The organism is Sphingomonas sp. ABOLG (assembly GCF_003950435.1).
Classification (GTDB): Bacteria; Pseudomonadota; Alphaproteobacteria; order Sphingomonadales; family Sphingomonadaceae; genus Sphingomonas; species Sphingomonas panaciterrae.
Genome location: NZ_QQWW01000006.1, coordinates 1 through 19270, shown reverse-complemented (window position 1 = coordinate 19270; position 19270 = coordinate 1). Strand labels below are relative to the sequence as shown.

Here is a 19270-nt window from a genome sequence, read left to right as displayed (position 1 = left end):
ATGTCTTCCAGCCTCTCCCCTGACGGGGAGGGGCTGTTCCCCGATCACCGCAGCGCGACGGCCTCGCGGTCAAGCTCCGCAGTCTCGGCCGCGTAGCTGGCGCAATCGCCGGCCCAATTCTGGTACACGCGGCCGTTGGCGGCCTTGTACCAACTGCGGCAGTGCGGGTCCGACCAAACGGTCGCGGACAACAATTGCGTGATCCGCTCGTTGAAGCGGCGCTGGCCATCGGGGGTGACGCCGGCCGCCTTGGCCTCTTCCGCCTCCAGTGCCGCCAGCGTCTTCAGCATGTAGCCGACCTGCTGTTCGATCATGAAGCTGATCGAATTGTGCCCCAGGTTGGTGTTCGGGCCGTACAGCATGAACATGTTGGGGAAGCCCGACACCATGATGCCGAGATAGGCCTCAGGCCCTTCCTTCCACGTTTCCTTGAGCGTCGCGCCATTCTCCCCGACCACGTCCATGGACCAGTCCCATTGCGTGGTTTCGAAGCCGGTGGCGAAGATCAGCACGTCGAGTTCGTGGAAGCCGTCCCTGGTGCGCACGCCATTGGCCTCGATCGCCTCGATCCCGGCGGTTTCCAACGTCACGTTGTCGCGCATCAGGGCGGGATAGAAATCATCGGTAATCAGGATTCGCTTGCACCCGATCGGATAGTCCGGCGTCAGCTTTGCCCGCAGTTCGGGATCGGGCACCTGCGCCTCGAGATGGTCGAGCGCGGTGCGGGTGTAGGCGGCGCGCCCCTCCGGCGTCCATTTGAACGCCTGCCAGAAATAGGTGTCGGCATTGTCGAAGATCGCCGCACGCTGCTGCGCACCGAGCTTCATGGCCATTTCGAGGTTGGTCGCCATCAGCGCCTTCACCTCGGGCGTGACGTGGCTGTCGTTGCGCGGCACCACCCAATTGGGCGTGCGCTGGAAGACGGTGAGGTGGCCGGCAATCTTGGCCACCTCCGGGATGAGCTGCACGGCGCTGGCGGCCGATCCGATCACGCCGACCCGCTTGCCCGTCAGGTCGACGCTGTCGTCCCATTCGGCGGCGTGCCATTTCGGCCCGGCGAAATCATGAACGCCGGCGATTTCAGGAAAGCAGGGGCGGCTGAGCTGCCCGAGCGCAGGGACGATCGCGTCGAAGGTTTCGCGCGCGCCCTTTTCCGTCTCGATCGTCCAGGTGCCGTCGCTCTCGTTCCAGGCCGCCTTTGTCACCCCTTCGTTGAGGCGCAATGCGTCCGCTAGGCCGAACTGGTCGACGAGGCTCTTCGTATAATCGTGGATTTCCGGACCGCGCGCGTAATTGTGGCTCCAGTTCGGATTGGGCGCGAAACTGAACTGGTAGAGAATGGCCGGTACGTCGCAGGCAACGCCCGGATAGCGATTGGCGCGCCAGGTACCGCCAACCGAGTCGGCATGTTCGAACACGGTCACGTCATGGCCTGCCTCGCGACCCTTGATGGCCGCGCACAAGCCGCCCATGCCTGCACCGATTACCGCGATCCGCTTGCTCATCCACTCTCTCCGCTCGCGGTCTTTGCCGCTCTGCGTGCACGATGCCGCGTCCTGCCGCGGGAGGGAAGAGGTTTTAAGTCGATCGCGTTAGATCTCGCCCGCCTGACCGCGCGATGCGGGCAGGCAGGCGAGCATCTATCTTAACGGCAGCGGACGTTGTCCTTGTCGATCGCCTGGCCCAGCGCTGCGCCGCCCGCACCGCCCAGGATCGCGCCCAGCACGCCCGAGCCGCCGGGCTTGATCACGGTGCCGAGCACGCCGCCGGCGATACCGCCAACGATCAGGCCGGTCGTGCCATCGTCGCGACGGCAATAGTATCGACCATCACGGCCGGCGTAGATGCGATCGTTGGCGCCCAGGCGGCGCTCACGATAGCGGCGGTCGTCGCGATAATAGCGTGCCGCATCATAATCGCCGTAGGCCGGATCGGGCCGGTTATAGTCATAGCCGCCGTAGCCGCCGCCCCAGCCGCTACGCGGACCATTGTCGTTGACACACCCAGTTACCATTACCGCCGCGCCGATGGCGGCCAACGCAACACTCCGCATCGCTTCCTCCGTTCCGTTTTGGATGAAGCGGTAATGGCTGGAGCAGGAAAATGGTTGCGCTACCGATATCGAGTTTGCGCAGCCAGGCCATTGCCGCGATGTGCCGGACTCGCATCGGGGTTAGGCCGGGCGGCTGGGGCCTCAACGCCCCCGCCGCCCGGTATGTCACTGAATCAGCGTGCGATCCCGCCCGCCGCCAGTACGGCCAGCGTCATCAGATCGCTGGCGGTCGACGTCATGGGCGCGATCTGCACCGGCTTCTCCATCCCGATCAGCATCGGGCCGATCACGCTGTCGCCGCCCAGCTCGCGCAGCAGCTTGGCGGAGATGTGCGCCGTCTGCAGCCCCGGCATGATCAGCACGTTGGCGGGGCCGGACAGGCGCGCGAACGGGTAATTTGCCATCTGCTTGGGGTTGAGCGCTACGTCAGGCGTCATCTCGCCCTCATATTCGAAGCCGACGTTGCGCTTGTCGAGCTCGGTCACGGCATCGCGGATCCGCTCAAGGAACGTGCCCTTGGGATTGCCGAAGGTTGAATAGCTGAGGAACGCGACGCGCGGCTCATGGCCCATGCGCCGGGCGACCGCCGCGGTCTGCTCCGCGATGTCGGCCATCTGCTCGGCGGTGGGCCGCTCGTTCATCGTCGTGTCGGCGATGAAGACGGTGTGGCTCTGGCCGACCATCAGGTGGATGCCGAACGGCGTGCGGCCGGCCTCCGGATCGATCACGCGGCGCACTTCGCGCATCGACTGCGCCCAGGTGCGGGTGATGCCGGTGATCATCGCATCGGCATGGCCCAGCTGCAGCAGCACCGCGCCGAAGATGTTGCGATCCTGGTTGATCATCCGCTCGCAATCGCGGCGCAGATAGCCGCGGCGCTGGAGGCGGGCATAGAGGAAGTCGACCATCTGCGGCACCAGCGGCGAAATGCGGCTGTTGTGCAGCTCATATTCCTCGGGGTTACGGATGCCGAGCGCGCGCAGGCGATCAGGCACATCGTCACGACCGACCAGCACCGGCGTGCCATAACCGCCTTCCTTGAACGCGATGGCGGCGCGCAGCACGACTTCCTCCTCGCCCTCGGCGAACAGCACGCGCTTGGGATGCGCGCGGGCGCCCTCGTACGCGAGGCTGAGGACCGAGGTGGTCGGGTTGAGCCGCGCGCGCAGGCTCTGGCGATAGCCTTCCATGTCGAGGATCGGGCGCGTCGCGACGCCCGAATCCATCGCTGCCTTCGCCACGGCGGCGGGCACGATTTCCATCAGGCGCGGGTCGAACGGTGCCGGGATGATATATTCGGGACCGAAGACGTGCTGCACCCCGTACGCCGCCGCGACTTCCTCCGGCACGCGCTCACGCGCCAGCTCGGCGATCGCCTGCGCCGCGGCGATCTTCATCGCATCGTTGATCGCCGAGGCACGCACGTCGAGCGCGCCGCGGAAGATGAACGGGAAGCCCAGGACGTTGTTGACCTGGTTGGGATAATCCGACCGGCCGGTGGCGATGATCGCGTCCGGGCGCGCTTCCTTGGCCACTTCGGGGCGGATCTCCGGCTCCGGATTGGCCATGGCGAAGATGATCGGCGCCGGCGCCATGTCCTTCACCATTTCCGGCTTCAGCGCGCCGGCGGCGGAAAGGCCGAGGAACACGTCGGCGCCGTGAAGCGCCTCGGTCAGCGTGCGGCGATCGGTGACGGCCGCGTGCGCCGACTGCCACTGGTTCACGTCCTCGCGGCCCTGGTAGATGACGCCGGTGCGATCGCACATGATGACATTGTCATGCTGCACGCCCATCGCCTTCATCAGCTCGGTGCAGGCGATCGCGGCCGCGCCCGCGCCGTTCACGACGATCTTGACGTCGCGCAGCGACCGCTTGGTCAGCAGGCAGGCGTTGATGAGGCCGGCGGCGGTGATGATCGCGGTGCCGTGCTGGTCATCGTGGAACACCGGAATGTTCATGCGTTCCCGAAGGGTCTGCTCGATGATGAAGCATTCGGGTGCCTTGATATCCTCAAGGTTGATGCCGCCGAACGACGGCTCGAGCAGGGCGACGCAGTTGATGAAGGCGTCGACGTCCTCGGTCGCGACCTCGAGGTCGATCGAATCCACATCGGCGAAGCGCTTGAACAGCACCGCCTTGCCTTCCATCACCGGCTTTGACGCGAGCGCGCCGAGGTTGCCCATGCCCAGGATCGCGGTGCCGTTGGAGATAACGGCGACCAGATTGCCCTTGGCAGTATAGTCGTAGGCGGTGGCGGGGTCGTCGGCGATCGCCTGCACCGGTACCGCGACGCCGGGCGAATAAGCGAGCGACAGGTCGCGCTGCGTCGCCATCGGCTTGGACGCGATGATCTCGATCTTGCCGGGGCGTCCTTCGGAGTGGAACAGCAGCGCCTCGCGCTCCGAGAACTGGATGGTGTTGCTGGTCTTGTCGGTCATTGCGCCCCCGGCCCACGGTTTCGAGCCGGACCTTTAGGGCGAAGGCGGGAGGATGAAAACCGCAGGAATGGGATCAAAGCAGCGCGGCTTCTCCGCGTTCGAGCGCGAGCAGCAATTGCTTGTTCGGCAGCCCGCCGCCGAAGCCGGTGAGCGTGCCGTTGCTGCCGATCACGCGGTGACAGGGCGTGACGATGGGGATCGGGTTGCGCCCGTTCGCTGCGCCGACCGCGCGAGTGGCGGTGGGGCGGCCGATCGCGCGGGCGATGTCGGCGTAGCTGCGCGTCTCGCCATAAGGGATAGAGAGCAGCGCGCGCCACACGTCGCGCTGGAACGCGGTGCCGACCGGATCGAGCGGCAGATCGAAGCTGGTGCGGGTGCCGGCGAAATATTCCTCCAGCTGGCACACGGTGGCGGAGATCACGGGGTGATCCGGATCGGCCCGCCGGGGTGAATAGCGCGCCTGCATCGCCGCATCGTCATCCCACAGGATCGCGGCGAGGCCGGTGTCGCTGGCGATCAGCGTGAGATCGCCGGTCGGCGCGGGGATGGTGGCGGTCGCAAAGGTCATGGCGCGGCTCCTTCGGCGTCACCTGTAATAGCGGCAGGGCGAGCGTGCGTCCCGCTGCTTGCGGCCAAAGCGCCACTCGTCAGCGGCGGCATGTCTGGCTAGACGGGGGTGATCCGGCGGGTGGCGTGACATCCGCCGACCCGCATCCGCACCTCATCCGTTTCGACACCCGGAAACCATGGCCGACCCAACCGCTCCGACGCCGATGATGGCGCAATATCTGGCGCTGAAGGAAGAAGCGGGCGATTGCCTGCTGTTCTATCGCATGGGCGATTTCTTCGAACTGTTCTTCGAGGATGCGCGGATCGCAAGCCAGGTGCTCGACATTGCGCTCACTGCGCGCGGCGAACATGCGGGCGCCAAGATCCCGATGTGCGGCGTGCCGGTCCATGCGGCGACGGCGTATCTCCAGCGGCTGATCAAGGCGGGCCATCGCGTCGCCATCGCGGAGCAGACCGAAAGCCCGGAGGAAGCGCGCCAGGCGCGTGGATCGAAGGCGCTGGTCAATCGCGCGATCATCCGCTTCGTCACCGCGGGGACGCTGACCGAGGAAGCGCTGCTGGATGCGCGCAGCGCGAACTGGTGCGTGGCGGTGGGTGAGGCGGCTGGCGGCGTCGCGATCGCGGCGGCGGATGTGTCGACCGGGCGGTTCGAGGTGATCGCCTGTTCGCCCCAGGCGCTGGGCGCGGAGCTCGCCCGGCTGGCGGCGGCGGAAGTGGTCGCGGCGGAAGGGAGCGACGCGCCGGCGACGGTGTGGCGGCCACGCGGCGAGTTCGACAGCGCGCGCGGCGAAGAACGACTGAAGCGCCTCCACGGCGTCGCGACGCTCGACGGCTTCGGCCAGTTCGACCGCGCGATGCTGGCCGCGGCGGGCGGGCTGATCGCGTACCTCGACCATAATGGGAAGGGCACGCTGCCGTTCCTGCGCGCGCCGGTGATCTGCCGCAGCGCGGAGACGATGGCGATCGACGCCGCGACACGCGAGAGCCTAGAGCTGACGTGCACCGCCGGCGGCACACGCAAGGGCAGCCTGCTCGATGCGGTGGATCGCACGGTGACCGGGGCGGGCGCACGGCTGCTCGCCGCCGATATCGGCGCGCCGCTGATGGACAGGGCGGCGATCGAGGCGCGGCTGGCGCTGGTCACGCTCTTCCACGACGATGGCGACATGCGCGCCCGGCTGCGCGAGCGGTTGCGCGCGCTGCCCGACATCGGCCGCGCGATCGGGCGGCTGGTCGCGGGACGAGGCTCCCCGCGCGATCTGGGGCAATTGCGCGATGGCCTCGACGGTGCGTGGTTGCTGGCGGAGACGCTGCAATCGATCGAGGCGCAGCTGGTCGATGGTGCGGGTGGCGACCTGCTCGCGCAATTGACGCCGCGGCTGCGCGGTCATGGCGAGCTCATCGACCTCCTCAAGCGCGCGCTGGTGCCCTCGCCGCCGATCGATGCGGCGAACGGCGGCTTCATTGCGGAGGGCTATGACGCGGCGCTCGACGATCTGCGCGATGCGGGATCGGGCGGGCGCAAGGCGATTGCGGCGCTGGAGGCGCGCTATCGCACCGAAACCGGGATCAATGCACTCAAGATCCGGCACAACAATGTGCTGGGCTATCATGTCGAGGTGCCGGCGAAGAATGCCGAGGCGCTGATGAAGCCCGACAGCGGCTTCACCCATCGCCAGACGATGGCCGGGGCGGTGCGCTTCAACGCGCCCGAGCTTCACGAAGTGGCGAGCCGGGTGACTCAGGCCGGCGCGCACGCGGTGGCGGCGGAGGCGGCGCATCTCGAGGATCTGATCGCTGCGGCGCTGGCGCGCGCGGAGCCGATCGCGGCGACTGCGGATGCGCTGGCGCGGCTCGACGTCGCGGCCGGGCTGGCGGAGCGCGCCGCCGAAGGCGGCTGGGCGCGGCCCGCTCTGGTCGAGCATCCGTGCTTCGAGATTCTCGGCGGGCGGCATCCGGTGGTGGAGGCGGCGGTGGCCAAGGCTGGCGAGCGGTTCGTCGCCAATGATTGCACGCTGTCCGAAAGCTCGCGGCTGTGGCTGGTGACGGGGCCGAACATGGGTGGCAAGTCGACGTTCCTGCGGCAGAATGCGCTGATCGCAGTGCTGGCGCAGGCGGGAAGCTATGTGCCCGCCACCAGCGCGACGTTGGGATTGGTCGACCGGTTGTTCAGCCGCGTCGGCGCGTCGGACAATCTGGCGCGCGGGCGCTCCACGTTCATGGTCGAGATGGTCGAGACAGCGGCGATCCTGGCGCAGGCGACGCCGCAAAGCTTCGTCATCCTCGACGAAGTGGGGCGCGGCACCTCCACCTATGACGGCCTTGCCATCGCCTGGGCGGTGGTGGAGGCGATCCATGAGGACAATCGCTGCCGTTGCCTGTTCGCGACGCATTACCACGAACTGACACGGCTGGCGGAGCGGTGCGACGCGCTGTCGCTGCACCATGTGCGGGCGCGCGAGTGGAAGGGCGAACTGGTGCTGTTGCACGAACTGGCCGACGGGCCGGCGGATCGCAGCTATGGCCTTGCCGTCGCGCGGCTGGCGGGAATGCCGCCGGCGACGGTGGCACGCGCCAAGGCGGTGCTGGCGAAGCTGGAGGCGGGGCGCGCGAAGACCGGCGGGCTGGCCGCGGGGCTGGACGACCTGCCGCTGTTCGCTGCGGCCGCGGCGGCCGTGCCGGAGGAGACGGTGGACCCGCTGCGCGCGGCGTTGGAGGAGCTGGACGTCGATTCGCTGTCCCCGCGCGAGGCGCTGGACCAGCTCTATCGGCTGAAGGGGATCGTACGGGAGGCGTGAAGGCACGCGCGCCCGCTTGATCCCCTGCCACCGCGCCCCGATATGCGGGCGCGATGAAGGACACACTTACCCCCAAGGCAATCGTCGCCGCGCTCGACGCGCATATCATCGGACAGAAGGACGCGAAGCGTGCCGTGGCGGTGGCGCTGCGCAACCGCTGGCGCCGACAGAAGCTCAGCCCCGATCTGCGCGACGAGGTGACGCCCAAGAACATCCTGATGATTGGCCCGACCGGCTGCGGCAAGACCGAGATCAGCCGCCGCCTGGCGAAGCTCGCCGATGCGCCGTTCGTGAAGGTGGAAGCGACCAAGTTCACCGAGGTGGGCTATGTCGGCCGCGACGTGGAGCAGATCGCGCGCGACCTGGTCGAGGAAGCGGTGCGGCTGGAAAAGGAGCGCCGCCGCAACGCGGTGAAGGACAAGGCCGAGGAAGCGGCGATGGATCGTCTGCTCGATGCGCTGGTGGGCAAGGATTCAAGCCAAGCAACGCGCGAGAGCTTCCGCCAGCGCTTCCGTGACGGCCATCTCGACCAGACCGAGATCGAACTTGAGCTTCAGGTCGCGCCGCAGATGCCGTTCGAAATGCCCGGCGGCGGCCAGATGGGCATGATCAACCTTGGCGAAATGTTCGGCAAGCTGGGCGGCGGCCAGACCAAGCGGCGCAAGCTGCTGGTGCCGGCAGCGTGGGAAAAGCTGGTCGAGGAAGAGGCCGACAAGCGCCTCGATCAGGACGAGGTGAGCCGCGTCGCGCTGGCCGATGCCGAGGCGAACGGCATCGTCTTCCTCGACGAGATCGACAAGATCGCGGTGAGCGACGTGCGCGGCGGTTCGGTGAGCCGCGAGGGCGTGCAGCGCGATCTGCTGCCGCTGATCGAGGGCACCACCGTCTCGACCAAATATGGCCCGATGAAGACGGACCATATCCTGTTCATCGCGTCTGGCGCCTTCCATGTCGCGAAGCCGAGCGACCTGTTGCCCGAGCTTCAGGGCCGGCTGCCGATCCGCGTCGAGCTGAAGGGCCTGACCGAGGATGATTTCGTCGCGATCCTCTCCGACACCAAGGCATCGCTGCCGGCGCAGTACAAGGCGCTGATCGGCACCGAGGGCGTGACCGTCGAGTTCACCGAAGACGGCATTCGCGCGGTGGCGCGGATCGCGGCCGAGGTGAATGGCGAGATCGAGAATATCGGTGCCCGCCGGCTGCAGACGGTGATGGAGAAGCTGCTGGAGGAAGTGAGCTTCGACGCCGAGGACCGCGCGGGCAGCTCGGTCACGGTGGATGCGGCTTATGTCGAGCAGCATCTCGCCGGTGTTGCGCGCAACACCGATCTCAGCCGCTTCGTGCTGTAATCGACGGGCGGGCGGCCCGCTGCGTGGCCGCCCGCTCGCCGCTCAGAGTTGCAGTTCCTGCCGCATCAGCGCGGCATAGCGTTTCGCATGATGGTCAGCCGCGCCGAACTGCTGTTCGATCGCGGTGGCGCGGCGGAAATAATGGCCCACCGCCAGCTCGTCGGTCATCCCCATGCCGCCATGAAGCTGAACCGCATTCTGGCCGACGAAGCGGACCGCGTCCGCCACGGTCGCCTTGGCCGCCGCGACCTCGCGGGCGCGTTGCTCGGCCGGTCCCTCGACATGCAGCGCGGCGAGATACGCCGCGGAGGTCGCCTGTTCGACGGCAATGAACATGTCGACCATGCGATGCTGCAGCGCCTGGAAGCTGGCGAGCGGCTGGCCGAATTGCCTGCGTTCCTTGGTGTAAGCGACGGTATCCGCCAGCAGCTTTCGCGTCAGCCCGGCGGCCTCGGCGCATAAGGCGGCAATCCCTTCATCCCGCGCCTGTTCCAGCAGCGGCAGCGCGCCCCCTTCCGCGCCGAGCAGCGCGTCCGTCGGCACCGTCACGTTGCTGAGCGTCAGGTCGGATGCGGGCAGGCCGTCGATCAGCGCATAATCATGCCGCGACAGGCCGGCGGCATCTGCGGGGACCAGGAACAAGGAGACACCGCGCACGTCGCGCGGGCCACCCGACGTCCGCGCCGTAACCAGCAGCCACTCGGCCCCCGGCGCGCCCGCGACCACCACCTTTTCGCCATTGATCGCCCAGCCGTCCGCATTCTTTTTCGCCGTCGTCGTGACCGCCTCCAGCGCCTGCCGGCTGTCAGCCTCGCCCGCGGCGAGGACCGCGCGTACGCTGCCGTCGGCCAGCTGCGGCAACAGCGCCGTCGCCCGTTCCCCGCCGGCGCGTTTCAGCAGCCCGGCGGCGATCACGGCCGTCTCGATATAGGGGACGGGCGCCAGCGCCTCGCCCAGCGCGTCGGCGATCACCATCGTCTCGACCGCGCCGCCCCCCAGGCCACCCGCCTCGGCCGGCAGCGCCGCGCCGAGCACGCCGAGATCACGGCCAAGCGCCTGCCACAGCGCCCTGGCATCGCGCGGACGATGCGGATCGAACGCGAAGCTTTGCGCCAGATAGCGCGTGAGCGTGTCACGCAGCATCACCTGCTCGTCGCTGAGCGAAAGATCCATGGCCCTCTCCCGTCTTATTCTTGGAACGCGCTATGAATTGGCGCGGGAGAGGACGCAAGGCTCAGTCGGCGGCGACGGGACCCGCCCCATTGGCGGCCGGGCGGCGGCAGAACCAGACGATGATCAGCAGCGCCGCGCTGAGCCAGGCGGAGAGGCGGAAGAGGTCGGTGGAGGCGAGGAGGTACGCCTGGCCGACCATCTGCCGCGTGATGACCGCGGCTGCCTGCGTTGCGTTCAGCCCCAGGTTCATCAGCGCCTCGCTTGCCATTTGATAGGGCAGGCCATTGCCGATCGCTTCGGACAGGCGCCCCTGGTGCAGCGCCTCGCGGCGGTCCCACGCGGTGGTGATCATCGATGCGGCAAAGGCACCGGCGACGATGCGGGTGAAGTTGGAAAGGCCGGTGGCGGACGGCAGGCGCTCGGGCGGGATGCGATCGAGCGATATGGTCAGCATGGCGAGGAAGAAGGTCGACATTGCGACGCCCTGCACCAGCAGCGGCAGCACGAAATCCCAGAAGCCGGCATAGGTCGTGTAGCCCGAGCGCATCCAGTAACTGATCGCAAAGGCGACAAAGGCGACGCTGGCGAGGATCCGCGCGTCGATCTTGCCCGACAATCGCGCGCTCAAAGGAGTGAGCAGCACCGCGACGATCCCGCTCGGCGCGGCGACCAGACCCGCCCAGGTCGCGGTGTAACCAAGCTGGGTCTGCAGCCAGAGTGGCAGCAGCAGGATGTTGGCGAAGAACACCGCATAGCCAAGGCAGAAAGCGAGGTTGCCGATCGCGAAATTGCGGTTGGCGAACAGCGACAGGTCGACGATCGGGTTGGCGTCGGTCAGTTCCCAGATCAGCCACGCGACGAAGCCGACCCCGGCGATCACCGTCAGTGCCACGATCATCGGATCGTTGAACCAGTCGGCGTTCTTGCCGAGATCGAGCATCACCTGAAGGCAGCCGACCCACAGCACCAGCAGCACCAGCCCGATCGTGTCGATCGGGACCTTGGCGGTCGGCGTCTCGCGGTTCTTCAGGTTCGACCAGCAGATCGCGATGGTGAAGATGCCGAAGGGCACGTTGATCAGGAAGATCCAGCTCCAATGGTAATTATCGGAGATGTAGCCGCCGAGGATCGGCCCCATGATCGGCGCCACCAGCGTCGTCATCGACCAGATGCCCAGCGCAGTGGCGCGCTTTTCCGGCGGGAAGACCGAGATCAGGAGGGCCTGGCTGCCCGGCATCATCGGTCCGGAGACGGCGCCCTGCAGCACCCGGAACGCGATCAGCGAGGGCAGGCTCCACGCGATGCCGCACAGAAAGGAGGCCAGCGTGAACAGCGCGAGCGAGGTGCAGAAGGTGCGTACCACGCCGAAACGGCGCATCAGCCAGCCGGTGAGCGGCACCGAAATGCCATTGGCGACGGCGAAGGCGGTGACGATCCAGGTCGAATTGTCCGAGCTGACGCCGAGATTGCCCGCGATGGTGGGCAGCGATACGTTGGCGATGGTGGTGTCGAGCACCATCATGAAGGTGCCGAGCGCCAGCGCGAAGGCGACGAGGCCGAGCCGCGCACCCGACAGCGGCACCGGACCAGCGCCAGCGGGGGCCGCCGCGCTAGCCATGTGGCCGCACTTTCGTTGATCCGGGCGTGGAACGGGCGCGCGTCATCGGATCAGCGGTTCGCCGCGATGATCTCGGCAATCTTCGCCTCGACCGCCGGATCCGCCTCGCTGATGGAGCCGCGATAAGGTTGAGCAGCCGGCTGGGCCAGGCGTGGCCCGCTGGTGTCCGCAGTATCGACGGTGGCCATCACCGACAGGCCGATGCGCAACGGGTTGGCGCGAAGCTCCTTCGGGTCGAGCATGATCCGCACCGGAACGCGCTGAACGATCTTGATCCAGTTGCCGCTGGCATTCTGCGGCGGGAGGAGGGCGAAAGCGTTGCCGCTGCCGGCGGACAGACCGACGACGCGGCCGTGATACACCACCTCGTCGCCATAAGCGTCGGCGACCACCGTCGCCGGCTGGCCGATGCGCAGGTCCTTCAGCTGCGTTTCGCGGAAGTTCGCATCGACCCACAAGCGCCCGAGCGGCACGACTGCCATCAGCGGCGTACCGGCCGCGATCTGCTGGCCGAGCTGCGCCTGGCGCTGCGCGACGACCCCGTCGATCGGCGAGACGATATGCATGTGGCTGCGCACGATCGCGGCGCGGCGGTAATTGGCGATCGCGGCGAGCACTGCGGGGTTGGTCCCGACGGCCGTTCCCTGCACCGTGGCCTGCGCCTGGGTGCGGCGGCTGCGCGCCAGATTGAGCGCGGCGCTGGCGACCTTCACCTGGTCGGCGGCGTGGCTCAGTTCCTCGCCCGACACTGCGCCTTCACGCGCCGCCCCTTCGCGGCGGGCGTAATCGGCGCGCGCGGCGGCGAGATGCGCCTCTGCCTGGACTACGGCCGCGTTCGCCTCGCCGACGCGCGAGAAGTCCGATCGCGTGCCGCGCACTGCCCGCGCCAGCTCCGCCTCGGCAGCAGCCAGGTTGACGTCGGCGGTGGTGGGATCGAGGTCGATCAGCGGCTGCCCTGCCCTTACCGCCTGGGTGTTGTCGGCATGAAGCGCCACGATCGTGCCGGGGTCGCGCGCGGTGATCGCCACCACGTCGCCCGCGACATAGGCGTCGTCGGTTTCCTCCTCGGGCTTTGCCAGCAGGAAGTGGAACACGGCCCAGATCGCGAGGCCGACCAGCACGATGATCGCAAGGGCCGTCAGAAGCCGCCGGCGCAGCAGGGGGCGGCCCGCGGGCGGCGGCGGGGCAGCGGTGTCGGTCATGGTGTCAGGGTCCGCGTGAGGAGGGTCGGTCGGGAAGGATCGAAGCCGCCGCCCAGCGCGATGGCCAGCCGCGCACGGGCCGCCAATGCGTCGACCGCGAGCGTCGCCTCGGCCAATTGTGCATCGAGCAGGCGGATGTCGGTGTCGATGCCGCTCAGTCGGGAGTCGAGCCCGGCGCTGATGCGGATGGCGTTCAGCCGGTTGGTTTCGGCGAAGCCCCGCACCACCGCGGCCTGCGCGCGCGCCTCATTGGCCGCGGCGTCGATGGCGGCCAGCGCATCCGCGGCCTCGCGCACGGCGCGCACCACACTGGTGTTGTAGTCGGCGATCGCCACGTCGACGCCGGCGGTTGCGTTGTCCAGATCGGCGCGCAAACGGCCCGAATCGAAGATCGGCAGGTGCAGCGCGCCGCCCGCGCCCAGCGTGCCCGCCTCGGGATCGAACAGATTGCCGATGCCGACTGCCTGAAGCCCGGCAAGCGCGATCAGATTAACGTTGGGGTAGAAGGCGCGGCGCGCGACCTGCCGATTGGCGGCGGCCGCATCGACCCGCGCGGCGGCGGCGGCAATGTCGGCGCGGCGCGCGATGAGGTCGGCGGGGATCGTCGCGGGCAGCGGCAGCCCGGCCGGATCGACCAGCCGCGTCGCGCCGATGCCGGCGGCATAATCCGGCCCGCGTCCGACCAGCGCCGCCAGCGCATTGACCGCCAGCACACGCGCCGCCTCCGCACGGGTCAGCGCGACGCGCGCCTGCGCCAGCAACGTGGTGGCTGCCTGCACGTCGATCTGGCTGGCGAGGCGGTTGTCGCGGCGCACGTTGATCAGGCGCACGGCGCGTTCGCGCGTGGCGATCGTCTGTGCCGCCAGCGCGCCGACGCGCTCGGCCCGGGCAACCTCGGCATAGGTCGACACAATCGACCCGGCCAGCATCAGCCGCGCCGCCTCGGCATCCAGCGCGGTGGCTTCGAGCGCGGCACGTGCGCCCTCGATCGCTGCGCGCTGGCGTCCGAACAGGTCGAGGTTCCACGACAGGTTCGCCGTCGCATTGCCAAGGAAGCGCACGCTGCCGGCAAACGGCGGCGGGATGGTGTAACGGCCCGAAATGCGCGCTTCTTGCGCGGTCACGTCGGCGGTGAGATCGGGCCCGCGCTCGGCATCACGGCGCGCCAGCGTCGCCTGCGCCTGGCGCACCCGGGCGAGCGCGGCGTCGAGCGTCGGGCTGCCGGCCAGCGCATCGGCGACAATACGGTCGAGCTGCGGATCGCCGAACGCCGTCCACCAGGCAGGATCGATCACCGGCATCGGCGCGCTGCTCAGCCCGAGGTCGGCCGGCGCACGCTGCGTCAGCTGCGGCCGGGTATCGGGCGGCGTGCAGGCGGCGAGTCCCGTCGACAACAGCGCCAGCACGGCGAGCGACCGCGCACTGCGGCGACGACGGGCGTCAGCCAGGGTTGCCACGCTCATCCCTGACATGCGTCGCTTTCCTCCATGGTGTTCCGCAGGCGCTGCAGCATGTGCACCAGATCCTCCACCTCTCGCTCGCTCCAGTCCGCGAGAAAGCCGTTCCAGCAAGCGATCACCTTTTGCTTGGCGGAAAGCGCCGCCGCCCGGCCGGCGTCGGTCAGCGTCAGCCGCACGACTCGCCGGTCGTCGGGATCGCGCTGGCGCAGCACCCAGCCGTTCGCCTCGATCTGATCGATGATGCGCGTCATCGCGCCCTTGTCATGCGCCATCCGCCGCGCGAGCCCGGCGCAGGTATCGGCATGATCGAAGTAGAGGGACACCAGCGTCATCCACTGGGTCGCGGTCATCCCATCCTCCGCCAGCGTTCGGTCGATCGCCGCCACGCTCATCTGATGGATCACCCGCACCAGATATCCGGGCGACACATCGGGATAGAAGGACGAGTCGGTGAAGATCATATCCGTTGCTTAGGCAATGATTGTTTCGGCAGTCAATATTTGTATCGAAACGTTGCCGGCTTTCGCCCGTCGACGAGCAGCGTTAGGCTGGCGCATCTGTATGGAGTCTTCCGCCTTGCGTCTGATGATCCGTCTCACCGCGAGCGCCGCGGCGCTTGCGCTCGCCATGCCTGCTTTCGCGCAGAATGCCCCGGCCGCCCCCGCCGCCACGGCGCGTGCTGCCTCTCTCCCCAAGGCCGCGCCGGTCGCCGATCTCGTCAAGGCGATCGACATTCCCTACGAGCAGTTCACCCTGCCCAACGGGCTGCGCGTGGTGGTGCACACCGATCGCAAGGCGCCGGTGGTCGCGGTGTCCGTCTGGTATGACATCGGCTCCAAGCATGAGCCGAAGGGGAAGACGGGCTTCGCGCACCTGTTCGAACATCTGATGTTCAACGGCAGCGAGAACGCACCGGGCGACTTCTTCGAACCGTTGAAGCAGGTCGGCGCGACCGATCTCAACGGCACCACCTATTTCGATCGCACCAATTATTTCGAGACGGTGCCGACCGCGGCGCTCGAACAGGCGCTGTACCTCGAAAGCGATCGCATGGGCTGGCTGACCGGCGCCATCTCGCAGGCGGTGCTCGATGAGCAGCGCGGCGTGGTGCAGAACGAGAAGCGCGAAGGCGACAACCAGCCCTACGGCCTGGTCTCCTACAAGCTGATCGAGGGCACCTTTCCGGCCGATCACCCTTATGGCCACAGCACCATCGGCTCGATGGCCGATCTCGACCGCGCGTCGCTCGATGATGTGAAGAGCTGGTTCCGCGACCATTATGGCCCAAACAATGCGGTGCTGGTGCTCGCCGGTGACATCGACGTTCCCACCGCGCGCCGGCTCGCCACCAAATATTTCGGCCCGATCAAGGCTGGTCCCAAGAGCGTCGCGCCCAATGCGCCGGTGCCGGTGCTGGCGCAGCCCAAGAGCGAGGTGATGAAGGACCGGGTCGCCGCACCGCTGATCGTCAAGAGCTGGCCCGTGCCCGGCCTCAACGATCCGGCGGCACCGGCGCTCGAGGTCGCGGCCTATGTGCTGGGCGGCCTCGCCAGTTCGCGCTTCGACAATGCGCTGGTGAAGGGCGACAAGACGGCCGTGCAGGTGAGCGCGAACTATTCCGATTTCGCGCAGGTCGGCACCTTCACCATCCAGGCAGTCGTGCGCCCCGGCGTCGATCCGGCGGTGGTGCAGAAGCGGCTCGACGCGCTGGTCGATGATTTCGTCCGCAACGGACCGACCGCCGATGAGGTGCAGCGCACGCTCACCACCATCGTCTCGCGCCGGATCGGCGGACTGGAATCGGTCGGCGGCTTCGGCGGCAAGGCGGTCGCGCTGGCCGAAGGCGCGCTCTATTCCAACGACCCGGGCTTCTACAAAAAGCAGCTCGCCGCGCTTGCCGCGCAGACGCCGGCAACGGTCAAGGCGGCGGCGCAGCAGTGGCTGGCGCGCCCCGGCTACACGCTGACGGTCGTACCCGGTGAGCGTGATGCCTATGATGAGGCGCAGGTGCCGCCGGCCGCGCCGCAGACCGCCGCGCCGGAGGTGGCCGCAAAGGGTACGCGCGAACCGATGCCCAAGGTGGGTGAGGTCGGCGCGCTCGCCTTCCCGACGGTCCAGCGGGCCACGCTGCGCAACGGGATCGAGCTGGTCTATGCGCAGCGTACCGCAGTGCCGGTGACTCAGGTCGTTGCCAGCTTCGACGCCGGCACCGCCGCCGACGATGCGAACCGGCTGGGCACGCAGGCGATGACGCTGGCGATGATCGACGAGGGCACGCCGCGGCTGAACTCGATCCAGCTTGCAGAGGCGAAGGAGCGGCTGGGGCTCGACATCTTCACCGGTTCGTCGCCCGATCGCACCACCATCAGCTTCCGTGCGCCGAGCGCCAACCTCGCGCCGGCGGTGGACATCTGGTCCGATCTGCTGCGCGCGCCGACCTTCCCGGAAAGCGAGCTGCCGCGCGTGCGCGGGCAGGTGCTGGCGCAGATCGCGCAGGAGCTGACCGATCCCGCCGGCATTGCCCAGCGCATCGTGCCGCCGATCGCTTATGGCGCGGGCAGCCCCTATGCCAAGAACGTGGGCACGGGTGACGCCGCGGCAGTGCAGGCGCTGACGCGCAACGATCTGATCGCCTTCCAGCGCGCCTGGCTGCGGCCCGAAAAGGCCAAGATCTTCGTCGTCAGCGACCGGCCGATGGCGGAGGTGCAGCAGGTGCTGAACGCCCGGCTTGGCGACTGGCAGGGCGCCGGCCCGGCGGGGACCAAGGTGTTCCGCGAGGATCGCAGCCTGCCGGCACCGCGCATCATCCTGGTCGACCGGCCGGATTCGCCGCAGTCGCGCATTACCGGCGCGCTGCGCACCAACCTGCGCGGCACGCAGGATCTGCTGCCCGTCATCACCGCCAATGACGCATTGGGCGGGGACTTCCTGGGCCGCATCAACATGGACCTGCGCGAGACGAAGCATTGGTCCTACGGCGCCTATGGCGCGTTCCAGCGCAACGCCTTTGCCGCGCCCTATCTGGTCAATGCGCCGGTGCAGGCGGACAAGACCGGCCCGGCGATCGCCTCGCTGCGGCAGGAGATCGGCGCCTTCGTCGGTGACAAGCCGCTGACCCAAGCGGAGTTCGATCGCAGCATCACCGGCGCGATTCGATCGCTGGCCGGCAATTTCGAGACCGCCGGCGATGTCCTGAGCGCGATGCAGGCCAATGACCTCTACCAGCGGCCCGACAATTATTACACGACCCTGCCGCAGGCCTATCGCGCGATGACCCGCGACGAACTGGCCGGCGCAATCCGTAGCGTCATCGATCCCGAGCGCTTCGTCTGGGTCGTGGTGGGTGATGCCAAGGTGGTCCGGCCGCAACTTGACAGCATCGGACTGCCGGTTGAGGTGATGAGTGCTGCGTCCGTGGCGGGCGCCCCACAGGAGAGAAAATGATGGCTGGAGTCGATGGCACCTACGACGTCGTGGTGAAGTCCCCGCTGGGCGACCAGAAGTCGACGCTGACCGTAAAGAGCGACGGCAACACCTTCACCGGCACCAATTCGGGCGCAATGGGCGCTGCCGATGTTTCGGGTGAGGTGAACGGCAACACGCTGACCTGGAAGCAGCAGATGACCGTGCCGATGCCGATGACGCTCGACATGAACGTGACGATCGATGGCGACACCGTTTCGGGCACCGTCGGCGCCGGCGCGTTCGGCAGCTTCCCGCTGACCGGCACCCGCACCGCCTGAACCAGGCGCGCGCCGCCCCGATCGATCGGTCGGGGTGGTGCGATTGGCGCCCATGGGCGTTAGGCGTCGTCCTGACGCGAAAAGTCCCCCGTGCGCACCGCGCCGTCACGCTCGTAAACGGCCATGATCACCCCGGTGCCGCTCACCCGGTGATCCACCAGCCGCAGCCCCGCTGGCGCCCCGCCGGTCAATGCACGCCGCCCGGTCCCCAGGATGATCGGCACGATGGTCAGGAACAGCCGGTCGATCAGCCCCGCCCCCAGCAACGCGGGGTAAAGCTGGCCGCTGCCCTGGATCAGCAGATCGGGCCCGTCCTCTTCCCGCAATCGCGCGACCGCGACCGCCGGATGGCCGACCAGCGCCTGTGATCCTTCCCAACCGAGCGTCCCGGGCGTCGACGTCACGACATATTTGGTGATCCGGGCGAACCGCTCGCCGACCGGATTGTCCCGGTGGCGCGGCCAGTAATCGGCGAAGATGTCATAGGTGCGCCGGCCGAGCAGCAGGTCGTATTCGGCTCCCATGATATGCTCGCCGATGAAACCGTCGGTGACGTCATCGTCATAGCCCGCCATCCACCCACCATGGGCAAAGCCGCCGCTCGGATCCTCCTCGGGCCCGCCGGGTGCCTGGATCACGCCGTCGATCGAGGTGAACAGGCCGCCGATGATCCTACGCATCGATCGCCGTACCCCGCCGTGCCCGTTCGATCGCGGCGATGTCGATCCGGCGCATCGTCATCATCGCCTCCATCGCGCGTTTCGCGGCGGCGCGGTCGGGATCAGCCATCGCCTCCATCAGCGCGCGGGGCGTGATCTGCCACGAAAAGCCCCAGCGATCCTTGCACCAGCCGCAATCGCTTTCCC

At 68.0% G+C, this 19270-nt stretch carries 15 protein-coding genes; 4 read left to right on the top strand and 11 right to left on the bottom strand.

Going from position 1 to position 19270, the window contains the following annotated elements:
* Positions 1–44: 44 nt before the first annotated feature.
* From CA236_RS08595 to CA236_RS08580, 4 genes are all read right to left on the bottom strand, one after another.
* Positions 45–1505 carry an NAD(P)/FAD-dependent oxidoreductase gene (locus CA236_RS08595; protein ID WP_046409537.1) on the bottom strand — a complete coding sequence of 487 codons (1461 nt, stop codon included), beginning with the start codon at positions 1503–1505 and terminating at the stop codon, positions 45–47.
* Between the two features lie 140 nt (positions 1506–1645).
* Positions 1646–2053 (bottom strand): hypothetical protein, encoded by a 408-nt coding sequence (locus CA236_RS08590; protein WP_046409539.1) that lies wholly within the window; start codon positions 2051–2053, stop codon positions 1646–1648.
* Between the two features lie 173 nt (positions 2054–2226).
* Positions 2227–4491, bottom strand: a complete 2265-nt coding sequence (locus CA236_RS08585; RefSeq protein WP_046409540.1) for an NADP-dependent malic enzyme — start codon at positions 4489–4491, stop codon at positions 2227–2229.
* A 73-nt stretch (positions 4492–4564) separates the two neighbouring features.
* Complete coding sequence (locus CA236_RS08580) at positions 4565–5059, bottom strand: methylated-DNA--[protein]-cysteine S-methyltransferase (RefSeq protein WP_125945300.1); 495 nt, start codon at positions 5057–5059, stop codon at positions 4565–4567.
* Between the two features lie 205 nt (positions 5060–5264).
* On the opposite strand from CA236_RS08580, the gene mutS reads away from it, so the two are divergent.
* Both mutS and hslU read left to right on the top strand, forming a co-directional pair.
* Positions 5265–7859 (top strand): DNA mismatch repair protein MutS, encoded by a 2595-nt coding sequence (gene mutS, locus CA236_RS08575; RefSeq protein WP_125945433.1) that lies wholly within the window; start codon positions 5265–5267, stop codon positions 7857–7859.
* Positions 7860–7912: 53 nt separating this feature from the next.
* On the top strand, positions 7913–9208 hold the full coding sequence (hslU, locus tag CA236_RS08570) for an ATP-dependent protease ATPase subunit HslU (protein WP_046409542.1): 1296 nt from the start codon (positions 7913–7915) through the stop codon (positions 9206–9208).
* Positions 9209–9250: 42 nt separating this feature from the next.
* On the opposite strand, the gene CA236_RS08565 is transcribed toward hslU, so the two are convergent.
* From CA236_RS08565 to CA236_RS08545, 5 genes are all read right to left on the bottom strand, one after another.
* Positions 9251–10381, bottom strand: coding sequence for an acyl-CoA dehydrogenase family protein (locus tag CA236_RS08565; RefSeq protein ID WP_125945299.1), 1131 nt, complete (start codon positions 10379–10381; stop codon positions 9251–9253).
* A 61-nt stretch (positions 10382–10442) separates the two neighbouring features.
* Complete coding sequence (locus CA236_RS08560; protein WP_125945298.1) at positions 10443–11999, bottom strand: DHA2 family efflux MFS transporter permease subunit; 1557 nt, start codon at positions 11997–11999, stop codon at positions 10443–10445.
* 50 nt (positions 12000–12049) lie between these two features.
* On the bottom strand, positions 12050–13201 hold the full coding sequence (locus CA236_RS08555; protein WP_125945297.1) for an efflux RND transporter periplasmic adaptor subunit: 1152 nt from the start codon (positions 13199–13201) through the stop codon (positions 12050–12052).
* Positions 13198–14673, bottom strand: coding sequence for an efflux transporter outer membrane subunit (locus CA236_RS08550; protein WP_241212582.1), 1476 nt, complete (start codon positions 14671–14673; stop codon positions 13198–13200). The genes CA236_RS08555 and CA236_RS08550 overlap by 4 nt, the downstream gene beginning before the upstream one ends.
* The gene (locus tag CA236_RS08545) at positions 14661–15122 is read right to left on the bottom strand and encodes a MarR family transcriptional regulator (protein ID WP_125945295.1); all 462 of its coding nucleotides are present in this window, start codon (positions 15120–15122) and stop codon (positions 14661–14663) included. The genes CA236_RS08550 and CA236_RS08545 overlap by 13 nt, the downstream gene beginning before the upstream one ends.
* A 124-nt stretch (positions 15123–15246) precedes the next feature.
* On the opposite strand from CA236_RS08545, the gene CA236_RS08540 reads away from it, so the two are divergent.
* Together CA236_RS08540 and CA236_RS08535 are read left to right on the top strand one after the other, a co-directional pair.
* On the top strand, positions 15247–18105 hold the full coding sequence (locus tag CA236_RS08540) for a pitrilysin family protein (protein ID WP_125945294.1): 2859 nt from the start codon (positions 15247–15249) through the stop codon (positions 18103–18105).
* Complete coding sequence (locus tag CA236_RS08535; RefSeq protein WP_046409550.1) at positions 18105–18404, top strand: hypothetical protein; 300 nt, start codon at positions 18105–18107, stop codon at positions 18402–18404. The genes CA236_RS08540 and CA236_RS08535 overlap by 1 nt, the downstream gene beginning before the upstream one ends.
* A gap of 59 nt (positions 18405–18463) precedes the next feature.
* Here the strand turns inward: CA236_RS08535 and CA236_RS08530 are convergent, their stop codons facing one another.
* Together CA236_RS08530 and CA236_RS08525 are read right to left on the bottom strand one after the other, a co-directional pair.
* Positions 18464–19084, bottom strand: coding sequence for a dihydrofolate reductase family protein (locus tag CA236_RS08530; protein ID WP_125945293.1), 621 nt, complete (start codon positions 19082–19084; stop codon positions 18464–18466).
* Positions 19077–19270: VOC family protein (locus tag CA236_RS08525; RefSeq protein ID WP_206430535.1), on the bottom strand; the 194-nt coding region annotated here is incomplete at its 5' end. The genes CA236_RS08525 and CA236_RS08530, both read right to left, overlap by 8 nt.